Origin of the sequence: Acinetobacter sp. (assembly GCF_036666595.1) — a bacterium.
Lineage (GTDB): Bacteria > Pseudomonadota > Gammaproteobacteria > Pseudomonadales > Moraxellaceae > Acinetobacter.
Map to the genome: position 1 here is coordinate 1 of NZ_JAVWVO010000032.1, position 1,178 is coordinate 1,178.

General features: G+C 32.3%; 1 pseudogene. It reads left to right on the plus strand.

The annotated features are described in order from the left end of the window. Positions 1-1,050: 1,050 nt before the first annotated feature. A pseudogene (locus RR876_RS16535) lies at positions 1,051-1,178 on the plus strand (type II toxin-antitoxin system RelE/ParE family toxin); the annotation flags it as partial.

Sequence of the window (1,178 nt, forward strand, 5' to 3'; positions counted from 1 at the left end):
GATCTGAGCATCTCATATTTGATAGCTGATAAATAATATTCTTAAATATTTCTAGAATATTCTCTCAAGATCTCATACACCCTAATTTTATCTTCATATAAAGTTTTCTCTATCACTTCATTGATCTCTTCATTCGTCCACTTTTGAAACTTAGCCTTACAAATGAATATTGATTGCAAAACAAATTTGTGCTCACCTTTTCTCAGATAGAGATTCTTTACTTTTTTTTCCATAAGAAACAATTAAATAGCTTACTCCTTCTAAATTCTATACCAATTATAAAAAAATTACTGTTAATTAAAACTTAACAAAATCCTAAACTTGCAAAATAATCTAAATATCAGTTAATTAAAGTTCAGAAAAATATTATTATTATTGTATTATTAATGTTTAATATTTGTGTTTTGTGTGTTCTGGATTCTTATAGCAGTTCTAAGTTTTGATTAGTACACTATTAATTATTTCTATGGTAAAGGAATATCTTAAAAATCCTTTCAGATAAATGACTCAATTTTTATCCATTTAACATAATAGAGCTTATACGAAACGTGTTTTTAATATTACTTTAAGATCAGTATCTTATCGTTATTCATACCCTCTGGAACGTTCTCGTTCAACCGACTTGGAAACAAGTCGGTTTCTTTTTAAGCAAAACTGTAACTTTTAGCCAATAAAATTGATCAGAAAACATTCGTTTTTGTATTTTTTCCTGATTTCTCAATGGTCCAGATTCAGAAATAATCCCCAATTTCTGCGGACAACTCTTGGGATAAAAAGTGACCAAACTTGTACGTTTTGGCGCACATTCATTCAGGTGCTTTGCGTCTATGCCATTCTTCATCAATTTCCTATCATGGGGACATAGAGAGCAGGATGCTCCAGATAAGAATAAGAAAAGACAGCAACGGAGAATGCAGGTACGACAGGAGTTATACCTAACGCATCAAATACGAAAAAGCCCGACAGGATGTCGGGCGTTTTTTATTGCTATTTGAAAACTGAGTGAGTTCGCTATACAATATAGACTATAATCTATATTATGGTTGTGATATGTGGACAGTCATCACGACAGATCTGTTTAATGAATGGCTTGAACAGCAAGACGAATCAACACAAGAGAAGGTCTTAGCCGCTTTGGTTGTTTTACAGCAGCAGGGACCAAGTTTAGGCCGACCTTT